The sequence below is a fragment of the Chitinophaga sp. GbtcB8 genome (assembly GCF_019091455.1).
GTDB lineage: Bacteria > Bacteroidota > Bacteroidia > Chitinophagales > Chitinophagaceae > Chitinophaga.
This window is the reverse complement of the sequence record NZ_JAGXJN010000036.1, coordinates 21,047-39,611: the sequence shown is the minus strand read 5'-3', so window position 1 is coordinate 39,611 and position 18,565 is coordinate 21,047. Positions and strand designations below refer to the sequence as shown.

Below are 18,565 nucleotides of genomic sequence, written 5' to 3'. Positions count from 1 at the left end.
TGAATGTTTAAAAGGAGCTGATCAACAGCAACAAACCAATAGAATTGCAGGTATTCCTACATTATTTTTTGCACTTTGGATTTCCATTTTTTATTGCATTTCTTTTTTTCAGGAAGGAATGGAAAAAGGTTTATTTAATATTAATTGCAACCATGCTTGTGGATGCAGACCACCTGCTGGCTACTCCTGTATTTCAGGCTGACAGATGCAGCTTGGGCTTTCACTACCTGCATACCGGTTATGCTATAGCCGTTTATTTTGTGTTACTGTTTTTGCGGAAACCATTTAATATAATCGGAATAGGGTTATTGCTTCATATGCTGGCCGATCTGATTGATTGTGTGTTTATGTTCAATCACTGTAAAGCATGTTTTTTAAACGCCCCCTTTAGCCTTCATCTTTCCTTGCCCATTTTCCTATAGAATAACCACTACCCACTGCCAACTATTTACTAAATTTGCGCTCCCAAATCCGTCTTCCTTGTTATCATTATACAAAAAAGCCTTTTCCGGACTTAGTCCGTCCACCTGGTTATTGTCATTGGTATTGCTGATTAACCGTAGCGGTAACATGGTGCTGCCTTTTCTCACCATTTACCTTACCCAGCATATGCATATGAGCATAGCGCAGGCCGGGCTGGTAGTAGGCATTTTTGGCGTAGGGTCTATATTCGGCGCATTGCTGGGCGGGCGCTTATCCGATAAGATAGGTTTTTACCCCATCCAGTTCTGGAGCCTTTTCCTGAACGGCATTTTGTTTATCATATTAGGACAAATGCAAACCATGCTGCAGATCAGCATCTGCACCTTTGTACTCAGCATGGTGGGCGATGCTTTCCGCCCGGCCAATGCCGCAGCCACGGCCTGGTACAGCAGCCCGGAGAACCGGGTGCGTTCCTATTCCTTAAACCGTTTAGCCGTGAACCTGGGTTTTTCCATTGGCCCGGCAGTAGGGGGCATGCTGGCAGGCATCAGCTATAATTTTTTGTTCTGGGCAGATGGGTTAACCTGTATCCTGGCAGCGCTGTTGATGCGGGTATTTTTACCGCCGGGCAAAATAGTAAAAGGCGCAGCAGCAGATACCACTGCACCGGAAATCCCTAAAGGGCCATCGGCCTACAAAGATGTGCTATACCTGTTGTTTGCGGTATTGGTAACTTTTTTTGCAATGGGCTTTTTCCAGCTGGGATCTATTGTACCGCTGTACTTTAAGTCAGTGCTGCACCTCAGCGAGTTTTACATTGGTATAATACTGGGCTCCAACGGGTTAACGATCGCGGTGCTGGAAATGATATTGGTATACAAGCTGGAAGGCACCAAACCAAACCTCACCTTTATTTCCCGGGGCATATTACTAACCGCCCTGGCTTACCTGAGCTTTAACCTGCTGCCTGCCTGGGGAATAGCTGCGTGGGTTTACATCCTGTTCTTTACTTTCAGTGAAATGTTCAGCATGCCCTTTATGAATGCCTTCTGGATCAGCCGCAGCCAGGAGCATAACCGCGGGCAGTATGCTGCATTGTATACCATTGCCTATTCTGTGGCGCAGATAGTAGCACCTTCATTAAGCGCATACCTGGTAGAGCGGCTGGGCTTCCGGGATTGGTGGTACGTGGTAACGGGCTGGTGCCTGTTAACCTCCCTGGGTTTTATGTTACTGCAACGTAAGTTTAGTGCGCAAAATCCCGTGCATAATCCCCTTTGATCCTTTCCATGGGCGGGTTAAAATACCCGAATTTCAGATGGGGGAATTCTTCGTGTATGAGTTCCAGTAATTGCGCCATACCTAAACGATCACCCGTATCCGTAATACCCAGCTTACCCAGGTACCAGTCAGGGTCAATGTTAAAATTGCGCCATTGTATCATGCACAGGTCTGTATCCTTAATGAGCTTACGCAGGGCTTCGTATTCAGATTCACTATCCGTCATACCCGGGAATACGAAATAGTTAATGGAGGTCCACCCGCCAGATCCGCGCACTACTTTCAGGCTTTCCACAATATCTTCAAAACGGTAGTTATTGGGCCGGTAATAGGGTGTGTACCATCTTTCCTGGGCTGAATTGGTGCTTACGCGAATGCTGTTAAGGCCTGCTTTACAAAGCACGCGCACTGCATCGGGCTTACTGCCGTTGGTGTTAATGTTAATGCTGCCTTTGGGCGTGTGCTTACGGATCTCTAAAATAGATTCGCGGATGGTTTCCCACATCAGCAAAGGCTCGCCCTCACAACCCTGTCCAAAACTAACAATAGGGAAGGGCGCGCTTTCCAGGTGGGGCACAGTATATTCTACGATCTCTTCGGGAGAGGGTTTAAACGTTAGGCGTTCCTGGGTAGATACAATGTTCTCCTCTTCCGGCTGAAAGGATATACAGCCTACGCAGTTGGCATTACAGGCGGGAGAAGAGGGGATAGGGCATTCCCAGCGTCCCATAAAATAGTTACGGGCTGCAGGGCAGTGGTAGGTTAAGGCGCAATTATCTGCCAGGTGTTTTACCAGGCGGTTATGCGGGTATGCCTGCAATAGGTCTTTTACGCCTTGTTTTACCTGCTTATCATCAAAACCGGCACACTCCTGGCGAATGTCTTGCTCAATACGGGTAGCCGGTACATAGAACTTGCCATCCAGCCAGCCTACTGCTGTATAGCAGAACAGGGGCAGGGTGGGGGCATCCGGCAGGGTTTCATACGCTGCTAAATAAAAACCGGTATGTGCCGGCGGAATAAAAGCAGCTACGGCCCAGCCTTTATCGCACAGGGCCATTTCTTCCGTACCGGCATTAATGCCAATACCCCGGCGGCCGGGCAGCTCGTACAACTGGCCTCCTTCGGGCAGCTCAATCCACTCTTCTGCCGGTATAGGCAGCGCATCCCAGGCGCTACGGCCGGTAGCGTACAGGGAAGTATCCTCAAAAATGTTCCCGTTCCCGTCGGAGTACAATATATATGGGCTTTGTGTAAGCATCATGTTTGTTTAAGAGCTAAAAGCTAAAAGCATAAAGCTGAAAGCTGATTGTGTTATGCTTTATGCTTTGTGCTTAATTCTATCTATACGATCCTGCTTTTCGCAAAACCGTTAATCTCTGCGGCTTTAATATCCGGTATGTTGTCCAGCACTTCCAGCTGAATGATCTTGTTGTTCTTAAAATCAATGGTCAGCAGGTCGTTACGCAAAATTACGTTATTGAGCTGGTTCCAGCCTATTACCTGTTTGGAAAAGGTAGTAGGCATGGTAACGCCAATGGTATCCAGCACTACATATACCGGCTGCAGCATGTTATGCTCCGTCCAGCCAATATAGGCCAGGCCTATGCCTACCAGCAGATGCAGGCCGCCAATAAGGGGCTGCAGGTGGGTAAGGAAATATAAGCAGCCGCTGAAACAGGCAAATACCTGTAACAGGCGCATCAGGCTGTTGGCGCCGGAAAAGTTGCGGAAACGCCGCATTATGAACGGGAAAACAAGGCTCGCCAACCCCAGCAGCAGGAAGAATGTGGTCATAAATCCATTGGGCTGCCGGCTGTTATAAATACCGATGGCGTTAAAGAAGAACAACAGGCCTGCCATGCCATGCACCACGGGCTGCAAACGCAGACGGGTGATGGTGTTGGGGTGCAATATCCTTATCTTGAACATTTTAATTAGTAATTAAAAATGAAGAATTAGTAATTATAATGACAGTCTTCGCGAAATATTATTGTTGCGCTGCAAACATGTCTCCGTAATTATTAATCCTTAATTATTCATTATTCATTACAAGAAGGTTACATAGCTTAAACAGCACGCGTGCGCCTACATTGGCATCCCATTCGTCGTGAGAGGTGCTTACCTCGTTCAGGTCAAAGCCTATCAGCTGCCGGCCGCTGGCCAGTAAGCGTTTGAATAAATAAAAGATCTGCGCTACTTCAAAACCGCCGGGTACCGGGGTACCGGTATGCGGGCACAGCTTGGGATCCAGCCCATCTATATCAAAGCTGATGTACACCTGCTGGGGCAGGGCAGCAATAATGCGGTCGCAGGTATCTTTCCATGACTCGCCTTCAAACTGGGCTTCCTTAATGTCTTTATCAAAGAAGGTGGTTACGCGGTCTTTATTATTGGCCACAAAGTCCAGCTCCTCCTCACAATAGTCGCGTATACCCACCTGTACCAGCTTTTTGAGCTGGGGTACTTCGTTCAGGGCATTGTACATAATGGAGGCGTGGGAGTATTTGAAACCTTCGTAGCTATCCCGCAGGTCGCAATGGGCGTCTATTTGTAAAATGCCAAAATCGCCTTTCTTTTCCCCAATGGCTTTGTAATAACCCAGGGGGGTGCTGTGGTCACCGCCAATTAACCCTACCAGCTTACCTTTGTTCATCAGGGCCAGGGTTTGGTTGTATACCCATTCGTTCATTACCTTGGTGCCGGTATTCACATCCACCAGGGTCTTTTTCAGGAACTGGTTATCCCCAATATCACCGCCTTCGGTCAGGAATTTAATGTACAGCTCCGCCTCTTTACGCAGGTAATCGCTGCGCAGCAGCATGTGTTTATCCGGTTCCCGCATGAAAAAACCCTTTTTCCAGCCATCTTTTACGTCCGGGTCAAGGAGGTCTACCTGGAAGGAGGCTTTAAAGATCTGTTCCGGGCCACGGGCCGTACCATTGGAATAGGATACGGTTACTTCCCAGGGAACAGGCAACAGTACCAGCTTTGCATCCTCTTCATTAAAGGGTAGTCCAAAAATGTTGTTGGAGAGTATACCTACTGAATTAGGATCAAATTGTGACAGATCGGCCATGATATTGAAAATTCAATTTCTTATTTCGGCGCAAAGATAGGGAACTAATATTTTAGATTTCAGATTTACGATTTTAGATCTCAGGGGGTATCCGGGCCTCAAAATCTAAGATCCTGGGTCTAAAATCGTAAATCCCCTGCCTTTTATATAAAATTAAGAACACCCAACTCCTTTTTGCGTTAATTTTGCGGCTGGAAAAAGGAAGCTTGCCTGAAAAAATAAGTTATGAAGAAAACAAATATCGTTTTACTGGTGGTGATTGCCGTAGCCATTGGCATAATTGTGACTATGGTAGGGGATTTTAGCACCTATGAAACATTTGCAACAGCCCGGGAAAAAGAAGGAAAGGAATATCATGTGATAGGCACGCTGGATAAGGCGCAGGCCCTCTCATACAACCCGGTAAAAGATGCCAACTACTTTACCTTTTACATGAAGGATAAGGTAGGCGAAACCCGTAAAGTGATCTTTTTTGGTACCAAACCTACGGATTTTGAAAAGGCTGAACAGCTGGTACTGACCGGTAAAATAGAAAAAGGGGAGTTTCACTGCAATAAGATCCTGATGAAATGCCCTTCCAAGTACAAGGATGACCAGGTAGCCATGAGTACCAAGCAAATGTAAGTGGAGTGGATTTACGATCTTAGATGTACTGTTTAAAGGGTATTACTGGATTTAAATCCAGGATCTAAGGTCTAAAATTTTTGGACGTTTAATCATCGCAACATTTTGGAAACTAAATACATAGGGGAACATCTGCTGCCCGGCCAGTTTGGACATTTTTTCGCTGTACTGTCATTCATCGCCTCCCTGGTAGCCACCATCGCTTATTTTAACGTAATAAGGGTCAAAGAAACCAGCCTGCAGGATTCCTGGAAAAAGCTGGCCCGCATAGCCTTTGTAATAGAAATAGCTTCCGTATTTGCCGTTTTCGGTATCTTATATTACGTACTGTATAACCACTTTTTTGAGTATAAATATGTGTGGCGCAACTCATCGCGCAGCCTGGAGGTAAAATACCTGCTGTCCAGCTTCTGGGCCGACCAGGAAGGTAGCTTTTTACTCTGGAGCATCTGGCACTGCGTATTAGGCATTATTTTACTGTTCAGGGCTAAAAAATGGGAAGCGCCGGTAATGACGGTAGTTTCCTTTGCACAGCTTTGCCTGGCCAGCATGCTGCTGGGCATTTATATACTGGGTTACCGCGTAGGCAGCAACCCCTTCCTGTTATTAAGGCAGGCAGAGGAGAATATAAACCTGCCCTGGGTATCCAGACCAGATTACCTGAGCATGATCACAGACGGTAACGGCCTTAACCCGCTGCTGCAGAACTACTGGATGGTGATACACCCGCCGGTATTATTCCTGGGATTTGCTTCCATGATCATACCTTTTGCCTATGCTTTAGGCGGTTTATGGACCCGCCAGTATACGGAGTGGACCAAACCCGCGCTGCCCTGGGCACTGTTTGCCGGTATGATACTGGGCACCGGCGTAATGATGGGCGCTGCCTGGGCCTATGAATCCCTTACGTTTGGCGGTTACTGGGCCTGGGACCCGGTAGAAAATGGTTCCCTGGTTCCCTGGTTAACCATGGTAGCAGGCATTCATACCCTGCTGGCCTTCCGGCACACCGGGCATGCCCTTAAATCCACCTTCTTTTTCTTTTTTATATCCTTTGTATTAATACTGTACGCTACCTTCCTTACCCGTAGCGGCGTTTTGGGCGATACCTCCGTACACTCCTTTACCGACCTGGGTATGAGCGGGCAGCTGCTGGTATACATGGGCGTATTTACCATTCCTGCTTTCTGGCTGCTGATAGCACGCCGCAAAGAAATACCGGATATTAAAAGGGAAGAAAGCTCTTACTCCCGCGAGTTCTGGTTGTTTGTAGGCGCGCTGGTGCTGCTGATAGCTGCTATACAGATCACCTTTACCACTTCTATACCGGTGTGGAACAAGCTGCTGGACCTTTCCGGCCTGCGCAAGGCGTTTAATATTAAACAGCTGGCGCCCCCGCTGGAACCGGTATTCCATTACAACAAGATCCAGATCTGGGTGGCCATTGTACTGGGCCTGCTTACCGCCATGGTGCAGTACCTGAAGTATAAGGATACGCCGCGTAAACAGCTTACTGCCAAACTGTTGCTGCCTACGGTTATTGCAATAGCAGCTACCGCCCTGATAGGCTGGCTGGGTAATATAAACTTTGATACCTATGGCGCCGGTTTCCTGGTAGCCATTTACATAATGCTGTTTGCCAGCGTATACACGGTGGTGGCCAACTTCGGCTATATTTTTACCGGCTTAAAAGGTAAGATAAAGTCTGCCGGCGCTTCTGTAGCGCATGTTGGTTTTGGGCTGGTATTACTGGGCGTGCTCATTTCTTCCTCCAAAAAAGAAACCATTTCCATAGACCGTATGAAGATGCTGGATAACGGTTTCTTTGGTAAGGAAAGCAAGGAGAATCCGCGGGAGAACCTGATGCTGCCCCGCAACTTCCCGGTGCAGATGGGGGCTTACCACGTAACCTATGCCGGTGATTCTACTGCCGCCGGTGATCCTAAAACATATTATGTAGTACGGTATGAGAAAAAAGATCCGGCCAATGGCGCTATGCTGGAGAATTTTACGCTGTACCCGGATGCTTTTATTAATACCAAAGGGCAGGAGGGCTTAACGCCTAACCCATCCAGCCGCCACTACCTTACCCGCGATATTTTTACGTATGTAACCGCTGTGCCGCGTAAGGATGAAGCCAATGATACTACGCAATACAGCCCGCATGAAGTAAAACAGGGCGATTCAATATTTTTCTCCAACGGTTACATCATCTTTACCGCTTTACAGCCGCAGCCTAAACACCGCAATTATGAGCCGCAACCCGGCGACCTGGCGGTAGGTGCGCAGCTGGAAGTACATACTAAGAATAACGAAGAATTTAAGCTGCAGCCGGTGTATTTCATCCGTGACAATACTTACCAGTTCAGCATCCCGGATACCTTATCGCCTTTAGCCCTTTATGTACGGTTCAGCAAAATATTGCCCAAGGAAAACAAGATAGAGCTGGAAGTGAAGGAAGCAGGTACCTTTGATGATTACATTGTGCTGAAGGCCTTTATTTTCCCCTTTATCAATGTGTTGTGGATTGGTGTGCTGATCATGATCGCCGGCTTTGTGATGAGTATGTACCAGCGCATAAAGGGTAATAAACAGACCCCGGTACGCGGGGCACGGCCCGCCACGGCATTGCAGGAGGTGTAGGGTAGTTGATGGTCCGTGGGCTTCTTAAGAAATCTCTTTCCATGAAACGCAAATGGCTGCGTATAGCCCTGGTGGTGATCGTAGTATTAGTAGTGGTCTATTGCCTGGGGCCCAGCCCTGCCACACCTGTGTATGATCCCGCATTACCAGCAGTACCAACTGATTCAGCCGGCTTAACCGGCTACATTGCCCTCCGTGAAAGCCGGCATCACCTGAAGCCGGATAATGATGCCCGCATTGTGTGGTACGATTCCCTGCACCGCAAAACACCCTATAGCATTGTATACCTGCATGGTTTTTCTGCCAGCCGTAAAGAGGGCGATCCTGTAGTGCCGGACTTTGCCCGCCGCTATGGCTGTAACCTGTACCTTTCCCGCCTGGACGGGCATGGTATTGATACTACCGAACCTTTACTTGATATGACAGCAGAAGGCCTGTGGCGCGATGCTAAGGAAGCCCTGGCCATCGGAATGGCTTTGGGCGATACCGTGATCATTGCCGGAACCTCCACCGGGGGCACGCTGGCGCTGATGCTGGCCGCGCAGTACCCCAAACAGGTATTTGCAGTGATGAACCTTTCACCCAACATTGCTATTAATGATCCGCTGGCTTTCCTGGCTAATAATCCCTGGGGCCTGCAGGTAGCACGCCTGGTAAAAAAGGGCAATTACAATCATACCAATAAGGAGGGTGATCCGGCAGTAGCCCGCTACTGGAACACCACCTACCGGCTGGAAGCCGTGGTGCAATTGGAGAACCTGCTGGAAAGCGGCATGACGAAAAATACCTTTGGAAAGATCCACCAGCCGGTGTTAAATCTTTATTACTATAAAGATGAAACCCACCAGGACCCTACGGTGCGGGTAGCCGCCATTCTGGATATGGAAAAAGCGCTGGGAACCCCTGCCACCCGGAAAGCAGCCGTGCCTATACCGGGCGCTGGCGTGCATGTATTAGGCAGCTCCCTTACTTCGCACGATCTGCCCGCTGTAACGCATGCCATGAATAATTTTGCCGAGCAGGTGCTGAAATTGAAACCCTTATGAGATTTTGGATCTTAGATCTACGATTTTAGATCTGGGATGCAATGTGGCGCAATAAAATGGTAGATCGTAAAGCTGAAATCTCAGATCTTTTTATTGTAACTTTAGTAGATAAAATCCCGTTTCACCTGAATGTGCCGTCTTAGAACAGTAGTATTTATTCTCACACTTGTCGTATGCAGCCTATGCCGGAAAGATGTGGCAGCGCAATCTGCCGGCGGCCAGGGTGTAAATGCGAGAGTTGTGATCGTTGGCACAGATACCCTTCCCTCTATTACCCTGCAAATATTTGAAATAACGGAAAAGCTGCCCCGCAAGCTCCGTAAGGAGCGGGAACGCTGGACCCGCTTACGCAATGCCGTATATGTAACGTACCCATACGCTAGATCTGCGGCCCGCATTTTGAAGGATGTGAACAGCCGCCTGGCTACCCTGCCCAATAAAAAAGACCGCAAGGCTTACCTGGCTACCAAAGAAAAAGAATTAAAGGCTGAATTTGGCGATAAGCTGGAAAACCTGTCCATTTACCAGGGCAAGGTATTAATGAAGCTGATTGACCGTGAAAGCGGCGAAAACTGCTATGCGATCATTAAGGAGCTGAAAGGCGGTTTTAATGCACGCATGTGGCAAACCGTAGCCTTCTTTTTTGGCGGCAATCTTAAAAGCGAATATGATACGGAAGAAGACCGTGATATTGAAGCCATTGTGCAGGAAATAGAAATGTACCGCTACTACCGCGCGTATAATTAACCCCCCTTCCACACTAACACTACTTTAACGAATTAAGGCCTAATTTAGGGCCATGAAGTTATTTACAGGTATTTGCTGTTTACTATTGATGGGCGCAGGCGCTAAAGCACAGGAAGCTGCAGACGATGCGGTACAGGTATACGTGGTAGACAGCGTGGAAGTGGAATCATCAGCCGTAAACAATATTGGCCCTGACCAGATAGCCATGATCACCATTGCAAGGGGCCGTAAGACTGTTGAAAAGTTTGGAGAGCGGGCTGCTAACGGCGTTTTTTACCTTGAAACAAAACCGTTTGCCCGTAAACGTTATAACCGCTTATTCAGCAACCTGTCGCCTGCATATGCAGCCGCCCTGCAAAAGTCTGGCAGCGACAGCAGCTTCCGGTATATTATGGGCGATAGTGTGCTTACCACCAACCTGGAATCACAGCTGGCTGCATTGGAGTTAAAAGATATTGCAGCAGTGCAGGTAATAACTGACCCTGCGCAAAGAAAACAATACGGATTGAAGGAAGAGGAAACCGGAGTAATGATCAAAACAAAGTAGAAGCAGAAATAAGATGCGTAAAAGACCCCGGCTGCAAACTCTTTCACGTTGATTTCCGCTGAATGAACTTACCTTCTAAAATGATCTGCCGCTTGCCTATTTTTCCCTTACTGGCGCCCAGCTGTTTCATAAGTAATGATATTGCTGCTTTGGCAATATCGGCAATAGGTTGCTGTAAAGCACTGATGCCGGGCGGGTACAACCGGAACACATCATGATCATCAAAACATACAACCGCCAGATCGTCCGGTATGCGTAAACCCAGGTGGGTAAGGCTTTCCACGCCGGCTACGCCCAGATAATTAGTGGCAAACAATACGGCGTCCAGCGTTTTATGCCTGGTTAAAAAACTGTTGATATGACGGGTGATATTTTTAGTGGGCTCGTTATAAGGGATCTTTAATACCGGTTGTTGCGCGGCAGGTATTTTATATGTTTTGCAGGCATTGTGATAAGCAAGCAAACGTTGTTGCAGCTGCACCAGCTCCAGGTCTACTGTAACAAAACCTATTTTGCGGTAGCCTTTTTTCAGCAGGTGATCCATGCAGGTATAAATACCTTTGTAATTATCTATCAGCACATATGGCGTATCAATATGCTCAAAATAGCTATCCATTAATACCAGGTGCTTATGGTCCTGTACCAGCTGCAGTATATCTTTTTCCATGCCTGGTGCAGGGGTAATTAAATAACCATCTACCTGGTGTTTAAGCATCATTTGAATAAGCTCGCGGCCTTTCAGCGGATTGTTCTCCGTACTGCAATACAAAACCTTGTAACCGTATTTTTCTGCTTCCTGTTCTATGGTGCGGGCAAGGGCGGAAAAGAAGCTGCCGGAAATGCTTTCTACTATCAATCCCAGTATTTTGGACTGGCCGGTACGCAGGTGCACTGCTACCGGGTGCGGCTGGTACCCGGCGGCTTTGGCCACGCTTTGTATTTTAGCCGCCAGCGTATCGCTGATGCGCCTTTGCTTAGCTTTCCCGTTTAGTACTAATGATACAGTTGAAGGTGCTACACCGGCCTTTTTAGCAACGTCTTTAAGGGATACTCTTTTCATAAAAAAATGGGGTAGATGGTAATATACAGACTTTTACCTGTTATTAAAACATCTACCCCACAAGATAATATATGCCTGATAGTTATTAATTCAGTGCACGCAGGCAGCCGGAACTAAGCCGCACACTGTCTTTCTGTGTAACCAGGCCCAGTGTGTTGAAATAACTTTGATTGTTGGTCTGGTTCAGATCATAATATAATACCACACCGTAACTATCATTCATAGTTCTTGTAACCAGTGATTTGGCAGCGGTTACGCTGGTATGATTGATCCAGATGGCAGCAGGGCCTAACTGGCTCTTGGTCATACCTGCAAAGCCGGGCGCAGCATAAGTGCCGTAATAAGGATTCCAGGCATAGTTCACAAAGTCGCCTATTTTTTTACCGCCATAGCTGGGCCTTGCAGCAGCAGGGCCTATGTTATACAGGGTAATGAGCTTCGTGGGTATCAGCTTGCGCAGCTCATCCAGCAGAAATACAAAAGAGCTGTCGTTAGGCTGTGGCAGCCCGTTCTTGCCATACTCCGCATACTCGTCATCAAAGTCAATACCATCCAGCCCATAAGTGGTAACCGCGCTGCTAAGCTGTTGCGCAAAGGCTTTGGCTGCCGCACGGCTGGTAAAGTTGGCAAAACCTGCGCCCTGGTGGTTACCCAGTATAGACAGCAGCACTTTAATGCCTTTGTCCTGCAGGGGCTTAATAAAAGTGGCTTTGTTGTTCAGTACATTGGTCACATTCGGGTTGTTGTACAATACAGCTTTTTTGGCTTGCGTATCATAGTTGATGTTGGCCGCAAAAATAATGGCCATGTCAAAGAACGGCTGCCCGTTGCCTTTCATGGTATAACAACCTGCATTGGCCATGTGGTTGTTATTAACTTCAATGTACACTACATTCTTGGGTCCTGTTTTGGCGGCGTTAGGCTGGTTGCCGTTTTCATTAGGCTGTGTGTCCGGCAGCTGCTGCACCTCCTGCTGTTTTTCCCTGCTGCAGGCGCTGCCCAGCATACACAGGGCAAGGGCGGCCAGGCTTAACCAGCCGGCGGAATGTTTTTTTGCATGGTCATTTGATCTTGCCGGCAAATGGGTTTTGGTGTAACCTGGGTAAACAAGGGTTTTCGATAGTGGCATAAACGGGGGATTTTTTTAGGCACCGAATATACGAATAAACACTGCTATATTTGCACCCATGAAATTGGATATACTGGCTATAGCCGCCCATCCGGACGATGTGGAGCTATCCTGCGCAGGCACCTTAATGGTACATGCCGCACAGGGAATGAAAGTAGGGGTGGCCGATCTTACAAGGGGGGAACTAGGCACCCGCGGTACACCTGAAATAAGAGCAGCAGAAGCACAGGACGCCGCTGCAGTAATGGGCCTGCAGGTACGTGATAACCTTGGCCTGGCCGACGGATTTTTCCAGAACACAAAAGAAGACCAGCTTGCAGTAGTAACGGCTATACGAAAATACCGGCCGGACATTGTGCTTGCCAATGCTATAGACGACCGTCACCCGGATCATGGACGGGCAGCCCGCTTAATAGCCGACAGCTGTTTCCTGGCCGGCCTTCGTAAAGTGGAAACCTTTGATAACGGGCAGCCCCAGCAAGCCTGGCGGCCCAAACAGGTATATCACTTTATACAGGACCGCTATTATAAACCAGACCTGGTGGTGGATATTACCCCGGTAATGGAGCGTAAGCTGGAAGCCATCCGCGCTTTTAAAACACAGTTCCTGGCCCCGCAGGATGATTCACTGCAAACCTACATATCATCCCCCGGATTTTTTGACAGCGTAATACACCGCTGCCGTATGCTGGGCAAAATGGTAGGGGTTGAGTATGCGGAAGGGTATACCAGCGCCAAAGTTATAGGTATCCGCAACTTTGCAGACCTGATCAACGAAGTAACCTGATCCCATCTTACACCTTAATAATACCCGGACCTGGCAGCTGCCAGGTCTTTTTTTGCCCGGGATAAGACACTGCCCGGGCTTTACTACTGCAACCCATTGCAGAAGAAGGGATAAGCCATATATAAGCTATATATGAGCCATATATAAGCTATCCCTTATAAGGGGTAGCTTATATACAGCTTAACTCCGGAATACTATCAGGTTATTATTAGCATATCATATCCCCGCTTATGTTATGTTATCTATCCCAGAACCCGTATTTTGCCTGTATGAAATACCTGGCTTCCTGCACCTTATTGCTACTGCTTATTAGCACCACCGCCTTTGCCCAGAAAGAAGATAAACAGCTAACAGCCCTGCTGCGTCCCTATCTTGAAAAACACCATGGCGTGGCCGGCATTTACGTGCATCACCTGAAAAAGGATAAGTATGTGGCCATTAATGCAGATACGCTGTTCCCTACGGCCAGCACCATTAAAATGACCATTATGGTGGGCATATTTGATAAAATAGCCAAAGGGGAGCTGCAGTACCATCAGCCGCTTGTGTATAAAGATTCCCTGTTATATGCCGGGGAGGACATACTGGGCGCTTTTAAAAGCGGGGAGCAGATAACGCTGGATAAGGTAATGATGCTGATGCTGACCATGAGCGATAATACCGCCAGCCTGTGGCTGCAATCCCTGGCAGGAGGGGGGCAGCAGATCAATGCCTGGCTGGAAGCACACGGTTTTGTAAATACGCGGGTGAACAGCCGTACGCCAGGCCGGGAAGCCAACCGCACTGCATTAGGCTGGGGCCAGACATCGCCGCGGGAAATGGCCCGTTTAATGGAAATGATCTATAAGGGAGAGGTGGTGAGCACTGCTGCCAGTGAGCGTATGTACCGCAATCTTACCCGTAACTACTGGGACCAGGAAGGATTGCTGGAATTTCCGAAGGATGTAAGAACAGCATCTAAGAATGGTGCAGTGGATGGATCGCGCTCAGAAGTGGTAATGGTAAGCGCAGCACATGGGGACTTTGTCTACAGTATCTATACTAAAAATAACCTGGATCAAAGTTGGGAGCGGGATAATGAGGCCTGGCAGCTGTTACGGCAGGTGGCCAGGACAATATGGAGTTATTACGAGCGTAGGGACAAACGGGTTCCTGACCCCGGTGTGGGGCAGTTTTGATAGAAGGAACGGATATGGTACCCGCTGGGCAAATTAGATGAACAGATCTTGAGTAGCGTCAAATTCATCCTGTCTGTTGATGGCGTTTTTAATAAACGGGATCAATGCAAGGCCCACCGTAATAATCACCAGGAGTACATGCTTTAGCTTCATACTTGCCATTTTAATATTTTTTCAAGTTCATGTATGTATAACTAAATAACGTGCCAAATTGTTACAGTTTGGGAAACCAAACCGGGCAGCGCCAAAGGCTCGTTAGGCCATGTCCGCGCCGGATCGCAGGCTGGCGGGGTGCTATAGGCTGCATTTATGGAAGTGTACGGTAAGTATAGATAATATCAATACCACATTTCCAAAATCGATTTGATTTTTAATACGCGGACAATGACCTTTGCACCTGTTTTAAAATGCGTAGTACTTACGCAAAGAGAGGCAAAAGAATCACTAAACTAAATAAACAGTAATACACATGAAAAATGTTATCCTGTCCGTAGGCTCAAAGTTCCCGGAGTTCAAAAAAACGGCTGTAGTATCCATCGAGAAAGGCAAAGAATTTTATGACATTTCATCCGAAGAGATCCGGAATTCCGGTAAATGGATGGTAATGTTCTGGTGGCCCAAGGATTTTACCTTCGTGTGCCCTACTGAAATTGCGGAGTTTAACAAACACTACCAGGATTTTGCTGACCGTGATGCCGTTTTGATCGGCGCATCTACCGATAGCGAATTTGTACATGCTGCCTGGAGAAGGGATCATGATGACCTGCGCGGTCTGCATTTCCCTATGCTGGCTGATACTTCCAAATCACTGGCAGAAGAGCTGGGCATCCTGGAAGCTAATGAGAAAGTGGCTTACCGTGCTACCTTTATCGTTGATCAGGAAGGTATTGTACGCTGGGTTTCCCTGTACGACCTGAATGTAGGCCGTAACGTGAAAGAAGTGCTGCGTGTGCTGGATGCCCTGCAAACAGACGAGCTGTGCCCCTGCAACTGGCAGAAGGGTGAAGCTACGCTGACCGCTTAATTTTCCGAATAACCGATAGTCCATGGTCGATGGTCTCATAGCCTGTAACCCGCAAGCGAACTATTGCGATACAAGCGATCTGCCATCTTCCATGGACTTTTAAATTTAAATCATCGAATGTTCATCCGGTCCGGAAATAGCACCTGCATGGTGAACCAGGCAATGGGCTATTGACCATCGACCATGGACCCAAAACAACAATCATGTTTGCTACTACAAATCAAGATACAGCCATCCAGCTGTTACAGGCAGTAGGTTTAACCGATGCGGCTTTATCCAAACACCTGAACGCGCTGGTAGCTACCGATGCCCGTTACCTGAAAGATCTGAAGATCAATGTAAGCAACGCACTGGACGCAGGTACCCTTAATAAAAAAGAAGCTTACCTCATAGGCCTGGCCGTGGCGGTAAATGAAAAGCAGGTGGCCCTGCAGGCTGCCTTTGAGAAGCTGGCGCAGGAACAAGGCGCTACGGAAAAGGAAATTGCGGAAGTGATCAGCTGCACCTCCCTCATGAATGCTAATAACGTGTTTTACCGTTTCCGCCATTTCGTGAACAAGGAGTATTATACCAACACGCCTGCCGGTATCCGTATGAGCATTATGGCCAACCCGGTGATAGGGAAGGAGTTCTTTGAGCTGTTAAGCCTGGTGGTATCTGCCCTGAACGGTTGTGAAATGTGTGTAACCTCCCATGAAGAGGCACTGCTGAAGCATGGTACGGAGCAGCAGCGCATCCTGGAAGCGGTAAGGCTGGGCGCTGTGTTAAGAAGCCTGGTAGTACTGCTGTAAATGTGCCCGGTGTGCATGTGCCTTTGGGTAGATGAAAATGCGTAGATGGGAGATGTGCAGAACAGGAAAATGGGTGGGTTTGCAGATATGCGGAGGGGAAAATGGATAAATAAACGGATATTTAAAAATGTGGATATCTTCCAGTTCTGATCAGTTAAACCATTCATTTTCAGCTCATATATCTGAATGCAGATATACACATTTACACAATCTCCAGGGCTGTGAATAAAATTCACAAACAATGTTTGTAAAATCAATAAAAAAGGTGGACTTTTGCAGTCCAAAATTTTTTCGATCATGGCAAGAGTATGTCAGGTGACAGGAAAGAAGCCGATAACAGGTCACCATGTTTCCTTCTCCAACATCAAAACAAAGAGAAGATTTCTGCCTAACCTGCAGAAAAAGCGTTTTTTCCTGGCGGAAGAAGACCGCTGGATATCTTTAAAGGTATCTTCGGACGGCTTACGCACCATTAACAAAAGAGGTTTGTATGCAGTAGTTAAGGAATTGCGTGCGGCCGGGCAGGAAATCTAATTGTGCAATCCACTAATTGTATATACAATGGCAAAGAAAGGTAACAGGGTGCAGGTAATACTGGAATGTACCGAGCATAAGACCTCAGGTCAGCCGGGTACTTCCCGTTATATCAGCAACAAGAACAAAAAGAACACTCCGGAGCGTCTGGAGCTGAAAAAGTACAATCCTATTCTGCGGAAAGTGACTGTACACAAAGAAATTAAATAATTTGTTGAATTGTTTGTGTGGCTGAATGGTTGTGTAACAGCATAACTGTTCCCAACCATACAACCAGCCTAACACTAAAAACAATAACTAATGGCAAAACAAGCTAAAACCGCTATCAAGAAGGATGCGAAGGCTGCTGCTGAAGCTAAAGTGTGGACGAAAGTGATCAGAGCGGTACGTTCTCCGAAATCCGGCGCCTATACTTTTAAAGAGGCAATTATACACAAGGACAAAGTCCAGGAGTATATTAACCAAAAGTAATTCGGCTTTACCAATCATACTGCACAGAAGCTGTCCCGTATTATACGGACAGCTTTTTGTGTTTGTGGTCAGTCCATGGTTGATGGTCCATAGTCCATAGCCCGCGGACTTACCACGTAGATAATAATCGTAAATTGCAGCTCCTTTATCTTAATTTCAAGACTGAAAAAAGGAAATGTGCTATGGATCATGGACCATGGTCTATGGACTAAAACAACTACTATGAGCTTTTTCAATAAACTATTTTCCCGGGAAAAGAAGGAAAGCCTGGATCAGGGATTACAGAAAACCAAAGATAGTTTCCTCACCAAAATAGGCCGGGCCATTGCCGGTAAATCCTCTGTTGATACAGAGGTGCTGGATAACCTGGAAGAAGCCCTGGTATCTGCCGACGTAGGCGTGGATACTACCGTGCAGATCATTAACCGTATAGAACAACGTGTATCAAAAGATAAATACCTGGGAACCAGTGAATTGAACAAGATACTGCAAGAAGAAATTGCAGCCCTGCTGGTTGAAGCACCAGACAGTGGCTTCCGTGATTTTGACGTGCCGGCCGATAAAAAGCCCTACGTGATCATGGTAGTAGGGGTGAACGGAGTTGGCAAAACCACCACCATTGGGAAGCTGGCCTATAATTTTAAAAAGGCCGGTAAAACTGTACTGTTAGGCGCTGCAGATACCTTCCGTGCCGCTGCCGTGGACCAGCTCACAATCTGGAGCGACCGGGTAGGCGTACCTATTGTAAAACAGCAAATGGGCTCCGACCCCGGTGCAGTAGCCTTTGATACCGTGCAAAGCGGGGCTGCCCGTAATGTGGATGTAATTATTATTGACACCGCCGGCCGCCTGCATAATAAGGTATACCTGATGGAGGAGCTGAGCAAAATAAAGCGGGTAATGAAAAAGGTGCTGCCGGAGGCGCCGCATGAGGTGCTGCTGGTGCTGGATGGCTCTACCGGGCAAAATGCGCTGGAACAGGCCCGCCAGTTCACCGCAGCCACAGAAGTTACCGCCCTGGCTATTACCAAGCTGGATGGTACTGCAAAAGGCGGCGTAGTGCTGGCCATTGCCAACCAGTTTAAGATCCCCGTAAAATACATTGGTATTGGCGAAAAAATGGAAGATCTGCAGGTGTTTAATAAAACAGAATTTGTAGATTCACTGTTTAGCATAAACGACTGATAATAAATATATTGCA

The 18,565-nt window shown here is 47.5% G+C and carries 20 protein-coding genes; 15 read left to right on the top strand and 5 right to left on the bottom strand.

Features of this window, described 5'->3' with window-relative positions:
* Positions 1 to 44 precede the first annotated feature (44 nt).
* Both KVT36_RS33280 and KVT36_RS25025 read left to right on the top strand, forming a co-directional pair.
* The gene (locus KVT36_RS33280) at positions 45 to 422 is read left to right on the top strand and encodes a DUF6122 family protein (protein WP_368670048.1); all 378 of its coding nucleotides are present in this window, start codon (positions 45 to 47) and stop codon (positions 420 to 422) included.
* A gap of 58 nt (positions 423 to 480) precedes the next feature.
* Entirely contained in the window at positions 481 to 1,704 is a 1,224-nt protein-coding gene (locus tag KVT36_RS25025; protein ID WP_254640188.1) for an MFS transporter, read from the top strand.
* Here KVT36_RS25025 and KVT36_RS25020 read toward each other — a convergent pair.
* The 3 genes from KVT36_RS25020 to KVT36_RS25010 form a co-directional block, all read right to left on the bottom strand.
* A complete protein-coding gene (locus tag KVT36_RS25020) occupies positions 1,670 to 2,968 on the bottom strand; it encodes a radical SAM protein (protein WP_254640187.1) in 1,299 nt (432 codons plus the stop codon). The genes KVT36_RS25025 and KVT36_RS25020 overlap by 35 nt on opposite strands.
* An 80-nt stretch (positions 2,969 to 3,048) precedes the next feature.
* A complete protein-coding gene (locus KVT36_RS25015; protein ID WP_217606179.1) occupies positions 3,049 to 3,636 on the bottom strand; it encodes a hypothetical protein in 588 nt (195 codons plus the stop codon).
* A gap of 103 nt (positions 3,637 to 3,739) precedes the next feature.
* A complete protein-coding gene (locus tag KVT36_RS25010; RefSeq protein ID WP_217606178.1) occupies positions 3,740 to 4,783 on the bottom strand; it encodes an agmatinase family protein in 1,044 nt (347 codons plus the stop codon).
* 225 nt (positions 4,784 to 5,008) lie between these two features.
* Here KVT36_RS25010 and KVT36_RS25005 point away from each other — a divergent pair, with 225 nt between their 5' ends.
* The 5 genes from KVT36_RS25005 to KVT36_RS24985 all read left to right on the top strand — a co-directional run bounded on the left by KVT36_RS25005 (position 5,009) and on the right by KVT36_RS24985 (position 10,390).
* A complete protein-coding gene (locus tag KVT36_RS25005; RefSeq protein ID WP_089919475.1) occupies positions 5,009 to 5,407 on the top strand; it encodes a cytochrome c maturation protein CcmE in 399 nt (132 codons plus the stop codon).
* A gap of 105 nt (positions 5,408 to 5,512) precedes the next feature.
* Positions 5,513 to 8,050 carry a cytochrome c biogenesis protein CcsA gene (gene ccsA, locus KVT36_RS25000; protein WP_217606177.1) on the top strand — a complete coding sequence of 846 codons (2,538 nt, stop codon included), beginning with the start codon at positions 5,513 to 5,515 and terminating at the stop codon, positions 8,048 to 8,050.
* 41 nt (positions 8,051 to 8,091) lie between these two features.
* Positions 8,092 to 9,096 (top strand): carboxylesterase, encoded by a 1,005-nt coding sequence (locus KVT36_RS24995; RefSeq protein WP_217606176.1) that lies wholly within the window; start codon positions 8,092 to 8,094, stop codon positions 9,094 to 9,096.
* A 195-nt stretch (positions 9,097 to 9,291) separates the two neighbouring features.
* Complete coding sequence (locus tag KVT36_RS24990; protein ID WP_368670047.1) at positions 9,292 to 9,843, top strand: DUF4294 domain-containing protein; 552 nt, start codon at positions 9,292 to 9,294, stop codon at positions 9,841 to 9,843.
* Positions 9,844 to 9,895: 52 nt separating this feature from the next.
* Complete coding sequence (locus KVT36_RS24985) at positions 9,896 to 10,390, top strand: hypothetical protein (protein ID WP_217606174.1); 495 nt, start codon at positions 9,896 to 9,898, stop codon at positions 10,388 to 10,390.
* A 43-nt stretch (positions 10,391 to 10,433) separates the two neighbouring features.
* On the opposite strand, the gene KVT36_RS24980 is transcribed toward KVT36_RS24985, so the two are convergent.
* On the bottom strand, positions 10,434 to 11,450 hold the full coding sequence (locus KVT36_RS24980) for a substrate-binding domain-containing protein (protein ID WP_217606173.1): 1,017 nt from the start codon (positions 11,448 to 11,450) through the stop codon (positions 10,434 to 10,436).
* A gap of 85 nt (positions 11,451 to 11,535) precedes the next feature.
* On the bottom strand, positions 11,536 to 12,579 hold the full coding sequence (locus KVT36_RS24975) for an endo-beta-N-acetylglucosaminidase H (RefSeq protein ID WP_217606172.1): 1,044 nt from the start codon (positions 12,577 to 12,579) through the stop codon (positions 11,536 to 11,538).
* A 58-nt stretch (positions 12,580 to 12,637) separates the two neighbouring features.
* Between KVT36_RS24975 and bshB1 the strand changes: the two genes are divergently transcribed.
* The 8 genes from bshB1 to ftsY all read left to right on the top strand — a co-directional run bounded on the left by bshB1 (position 12,638) and on the right by ftsY (position 18,549).
* Complete coding sequence (gene bshB1, locus KVT36_RS24970; protein WP_217606171.1) at positions 12,638 to 13,366, top strand: bacillithiol biosynthesis deacetylase BshB1; 729 nt, start codon at positions 12,638 to 12,640, stop codon at positions 13,364 to 13,366.
* A gap of 230 nt (positions 13,367 to 13,596) precedes the next feature.
* Positions 13,597 to 14,544, top strand: coding sequence for a serine hydrolase (locus KVT36_RS24965; protein WP_254640186.1), 948 nt, complete (start codon positions 13,597 to 13,599; stop codon positions 14,542 to 14,544).
* 469 nt (positions 14,545 to 15,013) lie between these two features.
* Positions 15,014 to 15,568 (top strand): peroxiredoxin, encoded by a 555-nt coding sequence (locus KVT36_RS24960; RefSeq protein WP_217606170.1) that lies wholly within the window; start codon positions 15,014 to 15,016, stop codon positions 15,566 to 15,568.
* Between the two features lie 203 nt (positions 15,569 to 15,771).
* Positions 15,772 to 16,359 carry a carboxymuconolactone decarboxylase family protein gene (locus KVT36_RS24955; protein WP_217606169.1) on the top strand — a complete coding sequence of 196 codons (588 nt, stop codon included), beginning with the start codon at positions 15,772 to 15,774 and terminating at the stop codon, positions 16,357 to 16,359.
* 297 nt (positions 16,360 to 16,656) lie between these two features.
* A complete protein-coding gene (gene rpmB, locus KVT36_RS24950; protein WP_089918538.1) occupies positions 16,657 to 16,893 on the top strand; it encodes a 50S ribosomal protein L28 in 237 nt (78 codons plus the stop codon).
* 27 nt (positions 16,894 to 16,920) lie between these two features.
* Entirely contained in the window at positions 16,921 to 17,103 is a 183-nt protein-coding gene (rpmG, locus tag KVT36_RS24945; protein WP_089896023.1) for a 50S ribosomal protein L33, read from the top strand.
* A gap of 90 nt (positions 17,104 to 17,193) precedes the next feature.
* Entirely contained in the window at positions 17,194 to 17,364 is a 171-nt protein-coding gene (locus tag KVT36_RS24940) for a DUF4295 domain-containing protein (protein ID WP_089918541.1), read from the top strand.
* A 222-nt stretch (positions 17,365 to 17,586) separates the two neighbouring features.
* Positions 17,587 to 18,549: a signal recognition particle-docking protein FtsY gene (ftsY, locus tag KVT36_RS24935; RefSeq protein ID WP_217606168.1), complete on the top strand. Its 963-nt coding sequence runs from the start codon at positions 17,587 to 17,589 to the stop codon at positions 18,547 to 18,549.
* Positions 18,550 to 18,565: the final 16 nt, after the last annotated feature.